The organism is Pseudomonas sp. SDO5271_S396, assembly GCF_054071795.1.
The window spans coordinates 1-8,292 of the sequence record NZ_JBSVWB010000095.1; the positions used below are offsets into that span (position 1 = coordinate 1).

The 8,292-nt window shown below is 64.1% G+C and carries 8 protein-coding genes; 3 read left to right on the plus strand and 5 right to left on the minus strand.

Annotated elements, in window-relative coordinates:
- Window positions 1-79: 79 nt before the first annotated feature.
- The 5 genes from ACW9IN_RS29715 to ACW9IN_RS29735 all read right to left on the minus strand — a co-directional run bounded on the left by ACW9IN_RS29715 (window position 80) and on the right by ACW9IN_RS29735 (window position 4,775).
- Complete coding sequence (locus ACW9IN_RS29715) at window positions 80-301, minus strand: MbtH family protein (RefSeq protein ID WP_457369181.1); 222 nt, start codon at window positions 299-301, stop codon at window positions 80-82.
- Between the two features lie 82 nt (window positions 302-383).
- Window positions 384-1,778, minus strand: a complete 1,395-nt coding sequence (locus ACW9IN_RS29720; protein WP_457369182.1) for a diaminobutyrate--2-oxoglutarate transaminase — start codon at window positions 1,776-1,778, stop codon at window positions 384-386.
- Window positions 1,779-1,883: 105 nt separating this feature from the next.
- Window positions 1,884-2,651, minus strand: a complete 768-nt coding sequence (locus ACW9IN_RS29725) for an N-acetylmuramoyl-L-alanine amidase (protein WP_457369183.1) — start codon at window positions 2,649-2,651, stop codon at window positions 1,884-1,886.
- A 124-nt stretch (window positions 2,652-2,775) separates the two neighbouring features.
- Window positions 2,776-4,098, minus strand: a complete 1,323-nt coding sequence (locus tag ACW9IN_RS29730; protein WP_457369184.1) for an ATP-binding protein — start codon at window positions 4,096-4,098, stop codon at window positions 2,776-2,778.
- A complete protein-coding gene (locus ACW9IN_RS29735) occupies window positions 4,095-4,775 on the minus strand; it encodes a response regulator (protein WP_457369185.1) in 681 nt (226 codons plus the stop codon). The genes ACW9IN_RS29730 and ACW9IN_RS29735 overlap by 4 nt, the downstream gene beginning before the upstream one ends.
- Before the next feature lie 175 nt (window positions 4,776-4,950).
- On the opposite strand from ACW9IN_RS29735, the gene dsbD reads away from it, so the two are divergent.
- Genes dsbD through dsbG form a run of 3 tightly spaced genes read left to right on the plus strand, consistent with a single transcriptional unit; the run spans window position 4,951 to window position 8,263 of the window.
- Complete coding sequence (dsbD, locus tag ACW9IN_RS29740; RefSeq protein ID WP_457369186.1) at window positions 4,951-6,681, plus strand: protein-disulfide reductase DsbD; 1,731 nt, start codon at window positions 4,951-4,953, stop codon at window positions 6,679-6,681.
- Window positions 6,681-7,526: a prolipoprotein diacylglyceryl transferase family protein gene (locus tag ACW9IN_RS29745; RefSeq protein WP_457369187.1), complete on the plus strand. Its 846-nt coding sequence runs from the start codon at window positions 6,681-6,683 to the stop codon at window positions 7,524-7,526. Before dsbD ends, ACW9IN_RS29745 begins: the two co-directional genes overlap by 1 nt.
- Window positions 7,502-8,263 (plus strand): thiol:disulfide interchange protein DsbG, encoded by a 762-nt coding sequence (gene dsbG / locus ACW9IN_RS29750; RefSeq protein ID WP_457369188.1) that lies wholly within the window; start codon window positions 7,502-7,504, stop codon window positions 8,261-8,263. Before ACW9IN_RS29745 ends, dsbG begins: the two co-directional genes overlap by 25 nt.
- Window positions 8,264-8,292 lie beyond the last annotated feature (29 nt).

The following is an 8,292-nucleotide window of genomic DNA, read 5'->3' on the forward strand; positions in this document are numbered from 1 at the left end:
ACGGTGTATCTGTGCCAAATGTGCCGGCTGACCCACCGCTATCGCAGGCAAGCCAGCTCCCACATTTGGTGTGCGCTACTTAAGCGACAGCCGCGCCGTCCATCTTCTGGCGCAGGCTCAACGGACGCATGTCGGTCCACACCTCTTCGATGTAGGCCAGGCATTCCTTCTTCATGCCGCTCTTGCCAACGGTGCGCCAGCCTTCCGGCACGACCTTGTAGTCAGGCCAGATGGAATACTGTTCTTCATGGTTGACCACTACCTGAAACAGGATGTCGTCGCGGTCAAATACTGAGGTCATTGCTGTTCTCCATGGTTAGAGGGTTGGCTGCGCGCACTGCGCAGCACGGCTATCTGTAGAAACGTTCCAAACCTGCAAAAAATTAGAGGCTGGCCACAGCGGCGGCCAGGGCCCGACCGAAGATGTCGGCGACCTGGTCGACTTCAGCGGCGGTGATCACCAGCGGTGGCAGGAAGCGCACCACGCTGCCGTGCCGGCCGCCCAGTTCGAGGATCAGGCCACGCTTGAGGCATTCGCGCTGTACCAATGGCGCCAACTGGGGATGTACCGGCGGATGGCCCTGGATATCGAGGGCGCCGTCGGGGTCGACCAGTTCGACGCCGAGCATCAGCCCGCGACCGCGAATATCCCCCAGCTGCGGGAAGTCGCGCTGCAGGATGCGCAGGTGTTCGCCCAGGCGCTCGCCCATGGCCGCCGCGTGGCCGGCCAGGTCGTGGTCCTTGAGGTAGCGCATTACCGCCGAGCCTGCCGCCATCGCCATCTGGTTGCCACGGAAGGTGCCGGCATGGGCGCCTGGCAGCCAGGTGTCGAGCCAGTCGCGGTACACCACAACCGCCAACGGCAAGCTGCCGCCGATAGCCTTGGACATCACCACCACATCCGGAATGATCCCGGCATGTTCGAAGGCAAACATTTTGCCCGTACGCCCGAAACCACTCTGGATTTCATCGACGATCAGCGCCACGCCTGCCTGCTCGGTGATACGCCGCAGGCCGCGCAGCCAGTCGAGGTCGGCCGGAATCACACCGCCCTCGCCCTGTACCACTTCGACGATCACCGCCGCCGGCAGCAACACCCCGGCTTCCGGGTCGTTGAGCAGGTTTTCCAGGTAATGCAGGTTGACCCGTACGCCTTCGGCGCCGCCCAGGCCGAACGGGCAGCGATAGTCATAGGGGTACGGCAAGAACTGCACGCCATTGCCGAGCAGGCCACCCAAGGGCTTCTTCGGCCCCAGGCTGCCCATCAGGCTCAAGGCGCCCTGGCTCATGCCGTGGTAACCGCCCTGAAACGACAATACCGTGCTGCGCCCGGTGGCGGTGCGCACCAGTTTCAGCGCCGCCTCCACGGCATCGGTACCGGTAGGGCCGCAGAACTGGATCTTCGCCTGCTGTGCCAGTTCCGTCGGCAACAGGCCGAACAGGTCCTGCACGAACTGGTCCTTGACCGGCGTGGTGAGGTCCAGGGTATGCAGCGGCAGCTCATCGGCCAGCACTTGCTGGATGGCCTCGATCACCACCGGGTGGTTATGCCCCAGCGCCAGAGTCCCGGCACCGGCCAGGCAGTCGATGAAACGACGCCCCTCCACGTCTTCCACATAAAGCCCCTTGGCGCGCTTGAGCGCCAGCGGGATGCGTCGCGGATAACTGCGGGCGTTGGACTCCTGCTGACGCTGACGGGCCAGCAGAGGGGTTTCGTCGAACTGGTAGAGCGTTTCTTGAAGCGACGTGTCTTCGATACGGCTGATAGCGACGGACATTACTCGATCCCTCATCTGGTTCCTGCTGTAGAAACGCGCCAGCCAGGCGAGGATTTAGGGGCAGAGGTCGCGAACTGACGGATGAAGATCAAAATGTGCCGAGCCTCACAGGCCTCGGTACTTGTCGTTCAAGGCATACAGAATTGCGCAGGTTTGCGCGTCCAGATGCCCGCCATAATCCCGGGGCCGAAAATGCATCTGAAACGCCCGGGTGCGCTGCTCGAAGGCTTGGCGGTTGCGCGCCGGCGCATAACCGTAACGCTGAAACGCCCGTTCCACTTCGACCTCCGGCGGCAACCCCAGGCAAAAGCGGCGCTGGTACATCGCTCGGGTCGCTTCGTCGAACCAGGCCCCTACCCCCGCATCATGCAGTTGTCGCCAGGGTAACCGGGGGCCCGGGTCGCTTTTACGCCAGTACGCCACGTCCGAGTGCCCGAGAATGTCGGTCGGCCCGATCTGCGGATACCGACCGAGCATGTCGCGCAGCAGCGCAATCAGCACAGTAACCTGCTCTTGCGCATAATCGGGAAAGGTAAAGATCCCCTGTTCGTCTCGCGCCAGGTTGACCAGCTCGATGCCAATCGAGCGGCTGTTGAGGTTGTCCCGCCCGTCCCAATGACTCACCCCGGCGTGCCAGGCACGCTTGTCTTCATCCACCAGACGAAACGCGCGCAGTTCCTCATAACCGGCGGCGCAATAGCCCGGTTCTGTGGGATCTGGCAGCAGGTAATGGGCGCTGACCCCATCGCGGGTCAGGGTATTCAGGGAGGGCACAAACGGCAACGCGGTGTAGTGCAACACCACTTGGCGCACGGGCTCGCCGTTACGCTCGTTGAAGTGTTGAGAGGGAAAGGTGGTATCGATGACCAACATGGCAGCTGTCCTTTTCAAGTCAGGCTGAGTCGTTCAGCCCGTTCAAACGCAAAAAAATTACCGCCATCCTGAAGGCTGCCACTTCAGCAGGGCGGTAATTATTTGGGGGTTGATCCTTAACGGTTCAGCGGCGCAGCGGCATGCCCAATTCAACCCGCAAGCCATCGGCCTGGCTGTCGAACTTCAGTGAACAGGAGCAGCGCTGCACGATCGCCTGCACGATGGCCAGGCCCAGGCCGCAGCCTTCGCTGCTGCCGTTGCGCCAGAAGCGCTGGGTGAGGTATTGCAGGTCTTCGCTGGAGATCTGCTTGCCGTGGTCGCGCACGCGGAACACCACGTTGTCGGCGGTGGTGAGCACACTGAGTTCCACACGGGTATCGGCCGGGGTATGGCGCAGGGCGTTGTCCAGCAGGTTGCGCAGGGCCGCGATGGCCAGGCCCACCGGCATTTCCACCGGGCGGTCGCTGAGGGTGTCCGGCAGGATCAGGTCGATGCGCGAGTTGTCGCCCGCGTTGGCATCCTGGATCGCCAGACGCGCGACCTGTTCTGCACTGGAGTGCATGCCATCGTCAAACGACAGGTTGCCCTCCACCCGGGCCAACAGCAGTAATTGCTCCAGGGTACGGTGCAGACGGTCTGCACCCTCCTCGGCATGGGCCAGGGACTGGTCACGCGCAGTGCCGTCGGTCATGCGGGCCACTTGCAGGTGGGTCTTGATCGCCGTCAGCGGGCTGCGCAGTTCGTGAGCAGCATCGCCGGTCAGGCGGCGTTCGCGCTCGATGGTCTTGGCGATGCGCTGCAACAACTGGTTCTGGGTGTCGAGCAACGGCTTGAGCTCGCTGGGCAGCGGGTGAATCTGCAAGGGTTCGAGGGAGTCGGCACTGCGCCGCATCAGCGCGTCGCGCATGCGATTGAGCGGCAACAGGCTCTGGCCGATGCCCAGCCACAGCAGGCACAGGCAGCCGAGCATTGCCACGCCCACCGGCGCGGAGGCAGCCAACAGGATCGACAGGTTCAGCGCCTCGCGCTCCACCTGGCGGTCAGCGGTGGTGATCAGCAAGTCGCCCCGGGACAAGGTGAAACTGCGCCAACCCACGCCGTCGATCATCTGGTCGCGAAACCCGCTGCGGCGCGATTCCAGGCCTTCATCCGGCGTCGTGTGGCTGCGCGCCAGGATTTCGCCGCGCAACGAGCTGACCTGGCACGCCATGCCACCCGGCACGTTCAATTGCTCGGCGCTGAAATGCGCCCCACCGCTCACGCTGGCCAGGCCCGGCATCTGCTCGGTCAGCCCGGCCACCATGCGCGCCGACGCCACCAGGCGCTGGTCGAGGGAGAACATCATCTGGTTGCGCAGATCGTTGAGCATCCAGGCGGCTGCCAGGGCCCAGATCAGCACAAAAGCGGCGCCCAGCTTGAACGTCAGCCGCAGGCGCAGGCTTTTCACGACACCTGCTCTCCACCGTCAGCCGGGCCCAGGCGATAACCCAGTCCGCGCACGGTCTCGACGATGCCGTTGCCCAACTTGCGCCGCAAATGATGGATATGCACGTTCAGGGCGTTGCTTTCCAGCTCGTCATTGAAGCCGTAGACGCTGTCTTTGAGCTGTTCGCTGGACAGCACCCGGCCCTTGTTGTGCAGCAGGGCCTGCAACAGCGCCTGCTCGCGGCGTGACAGGTCCACCGGCTGGCCACCCAGGAAGGTTTCGCGGCTGCTCGGATCGTAAGTCAGTCGACCATGCTCGATCAGGTTGACGCTGCGCCCGGCCACCCGGCGCAGCAGGGTTTGCAGGCGTGCGGCGAGTTCGCGCAGGTCGAAGGGCTTGAGCAGGTAGTCGTCGGCGCCGGCTTGCAGGCCGTCGACGCGGTTGGTCACCGAGTCCCGGGCGGTGAGGATCAGCACGGGAATCTCCAGGCCCTGGTTGCGCTGTTGCTGCAACAGCTTGAGGCCATCTTCGTCGGGCAGGCCGAGGTCGAGCACCATGATGTCGAACGTCGCCGCCTTGAGCATCGCCCGCGCCGCAGCGGCCGAAGCCACGCGCTCGACGGTAAAGCCCTGAGCGCCAAGGCCGGCCACGATACCGCTGGCGATCAGTTCGTCGTCTTCACAGACCAGTACGTGCATGCTGAACCCTTCATGAAAGATGGGAGGATTAGAAAAGCGGCGGATTAAGCGCGCATTATGCCGCCAAACTTCGCAACATCAGATAATCCCTACACTCTAGAATAGCGCCGGTTAATCATCGGTTAATCAGCACCCCACATTGTGTGCCTCACTTGAAACGAACTAAGGCTTGACCATGCGGCATCTGTTTACCTTTCTGCTGGTGTTGTTCGCGGGATTCGCCCAGGCTGCGCCGGGCAACGATCCTTTTGCGAGCAAACCCGACTTTCTCCCGGTGGGCAAGGCGTTCACCTTTACCTCCGAGCGCCTGGAGAGTGGCGAGACCCAGCTGTATTGGCAGATTGCCGACGGTTATTACCTGTACAAGCAGCGCCTGAAGTTCGACGGCCTGGCGGAGAAACCCGCGCTGCCCCAGGGCGAGGCGCATAGCGACGAGTTCTTCGGCGAGCAAGAGGTGTATCGCCAGGGCCTGGAAGTGAAGATCCCCGCCGGCGTCACCGGTCAGGTCAAGCTCGGCTGGCAGGGCTGCGCCGATGCGGGCCTGTGCTACCCGCCGCAGTCGATCACCGTGGACCTGGGTGGCAACCCGGCGGTGGCTGCCACCGCGCAGGCCCAGGACCAGACCCTGGCCAGCGGCCTGCAACAACGCAGCCTGGGCTGGAGCCTGCTGGTGTTCTTCGGTCTGGGCCTGCTGCTGGCCTTTGCCCCCTGCTCGCTGCCGATGCTGCCGATCCTCGCCGGACTGGTGGTGGGCAGCGGCGCCAGCCCACGGCGTGGTTTCGCCCTGGCCGGCAGCTACGTGGTGTGCATGGCACTGGTGTATGCGGCGCTGGGCGTCCTCGCCGCGCTGCTCGGCGGCAACCTGGCCGCGCTGCTGCAAACGCCGTGGATCCTCGGCAGTTTCGCCGCCCTTTTCGTCATCCTCGCCCTGCCCATGTTCGGTTTCTTCGAACTGCAACTGCCCGCCTTCCTGCGGGACCGCCTGGACAACGCCAGCCGTCAGCAGAGCGGCGGCAGCCTGGTGGGCGCCGGCATTCTCGGTGCACTGTCCGGCCTGCTCGTGGGCCCGTGCATGACCGCGCCACTGGCCGGCGCGCTGCTGTACATCGCACAAAGCGGCAATGCGCTGCATGGCGGTCTGATCCTGTTCGCCATGGGCATCGGCATCGGCGTGCCGCTGTTGCTGCTGGTCACCGTGGGCAATCGCTTCCTGCCCAAGCCGGGTACCTGGATGAACGTGCTCAAAGGCGTGTTCGGCTTCCTGTTCCTGGGGACCGCCGTGCTGATGATTCGTCCGGTCGTCGACTCAAGCCTGTGGATCGGCCTGTGGGGCGCACTGGCGCTGGTGATGGCCTACTGCGGCTGGAGCCTGGCCCGTGAATACGGCCTGGCCGCCAAGGTGTTTGGCGCCGGCGCCCTGGTGCTGGGCCTGTGGGGCACGGTGCTGGTGGTCGGTGCGGCCGGGGGCAGCGACGACCTGTGGCAACCGTTGAAGGTCTACAGCGGTTCGCGCGGTGCCGCTGCGCCGAGCGCCCACGATGCCTTCATGACCATCAACGATCCGGCCGTGCTGCAAAACCAGCTCGACAGCGCCAAGGCCCAGGGCCAGTGGGTGTTGGTGGACTACTACGCCGACTGGTGCGTGTCATGCAAGATCATGGAAAAACAGGTGTTCGGCCAACCCGACGTACTGGACGCCCTGAAAGACGTACGCCTGCTGCGCCTCGACGTGACCGCCGACAGCGCCGCCAGCCGCGAACTGCTGGGCCGCTACCAGGTACCGGGGCCACCCAGCTTCGTGTGGATCGGCCCGGACGGTGAAGAACGCCGCGCCCAACGCATCACTGGCGAAGTGGACGCCGCCGCTTTCCTGCAACGCTGGAACCAGACCCGGGACGCCCTCTGATGCTGACCCTGACCATCGGCACTTTCGCCATCGCCTTGAATCACTTGCTGCTGATTACCGCGCTGATTCTCGCCACCCTGGTGGGCTGGCGCGTGGCCAAGCGTGGCGGTGAAAACCCCGAATCGGTGCTGTTCAGCCTGTTCCTGCTGGGCATGCTCGCGGCGCGGGTCAGCTTTGTCCTGATGTATTGGGATGAGTACAGCAGCGACTGGCTGCAGATGGTCGACCTGCGTGACGGCGGCTTCCTCGCCTGGCCCGGCGTGATCGCGCTGGTACTCGGCGCCCTGCTCTATGGCTGGCGTCGCCCGGCCCTGCGCAGACCGCTGAGTGCCGGGGTGATCACCGGCCTGGTGTTCTGGGGCATGACCAGCCTCGCGCTGAACGTCTACGACAAAGGCTCGCGCCTGCCGGAAATCACCCTGCTCGATGCCAACGGCCACGAAGTGCACCTGACCGATTACAAGGGCGGCCCGCTGGTGATCAACCTGTGGGCCACCTGGTGCCCGCCGTGCCGCCGCGAAATGCCGGTACTGGAACGCGCCCAGCATCAACGCCCGGACGTGACCTTCCTGTTCGTCAACCAGGCCGAAGGCATGCAAAGCGTCAGCACCTTCCTGGCCACCCAGGGCCTGACCCTCGACAACGTGCTGTTCGACGCCGGCGGTCGCCTTGGCCAGGCCGTGGGCTCCATGGCCCTGCCCACTACACTGTTCTATACCGCCGACGGGCGCCTGATCAACAGCCACTTGGGCGAGTTGTCCCAAGCCAGCCTGGCCCGCGCCATGGAACCCTTCGACACCGCTATTGAAAGGAAACCGACATGCCTCGCCTCCGCCACCTGCTGACTTTGCTGCCACTCACGCTGGCGGCTACCCTGGCCCAGGCCGAAGACTGGCCGGCCCCCATCAAACAGATCGAAGCCAAGGGTGCCAAGATCATCGGCAAATTCGACGCCCCCAGCGGCCTCACCGGCTACGCCGCCCAGTACCAGAACCGTGGCATGGCGCTGTACCTGACCGCCGATGGCAAAAACGTGATCGCCGGCAACCTTTACGACGCCCAGGGCAATGACCTGAGCACCGCCCCCCTGGAAAAACTGGTGTACGCGCCGATGGCCAAGGAAGTCTGGGCCAAGATGGAAAACAGCAGCTGGATCCAGGACGGCGACAAGAACGCCCCGCGTATTGTCTACCTGTTCAGCGACCCCAACTGCCCTTACTGCAATATGTTCTGGGAACAGGCCCGTCCCTGGGTGAAGGCCGGCAAGGTGCAGTTGCGCCACATCATGGTGGGCATCATCCGCGAAGACAGTGCCGGCAAATCCGCCGCCCTGTTCGCCGCCAAAGACCCGCAAAAAGCCCTGGAAACCCACGAAGCCGCCGGCAAAGGCAGCAAATTGCAGGCACTGGCCAAGATTCCGGCAGACATCGAAGCCAAGCTCGGTGCGAACATGAAGCTGATGGACGAGCTGGAACTGTCGGCGACGCCGGCGATTTTCTATCTGGACGACAAGGGTGGGTTGCAGCAGCAACAAGGGGCGCCATCACCGGAGAAGTTGGTGAAGATCATGGGGCCGAAATAAGCGGCGCCTGCGCTGACGCTTTCGCGGGC

What these genes read in the sequence shown, in the direction of transcription:
- ACW9IN_RS29720 (WP_457369182.1), bottom strand. Translation starts at nt 1,778, where the DNA reads ATGTCCGTCGCTATCAGCCGTATCGAAGACACGTCGCTTCAAGAAACG.
- ACW9IN_RS29715 (WP_457369181.1), bottom strand. Translation starts at nt 301, where the DNA reads ATGACCTCAGTATTTGACCGCGACGACATCCTGTTTCAGGTAGTGGTC.
- ACW9IN_RS29725 (WP_457369183.1), bottom strand. Translation starts at nt 2,651, where the DNA reads ATGTTGGTCATCGATACCACCTTTCCCTCTCAACACTTCAACGAGCGT.
- dsbD (WP_457369186.1), top strand. Translation starts at nt 4,951, where the DNA reads ATGCGGCATCTGTTTACCTTTCTGCTGGTGTTGTTCGCGGGATTCGCC.
- ACW9IN_RS29745 (WP_457369187.1), top strand. Translation starts at nt 6,681, where the DNA reads ATGCTGACCCTGACCATCGGCACTTTCGCCATCGCCTTGAATCACTTG.
- ACW9IN_RS29735 (WP_457369185.1), bottom strand. Translation starts at nt 4,775, where the DNA reads ATGCACGTACTGGTCTGTGAAGACGACGAACTGATCGCCAGCGGTATC.
- dsbG (WP_457369188.1), top strand. Translation starts at nt 7,502, where the DNA reads ATGCCTCGCCTCCGCCACCTGCTGACTTTGCTGCCACTCACGCTGGCG.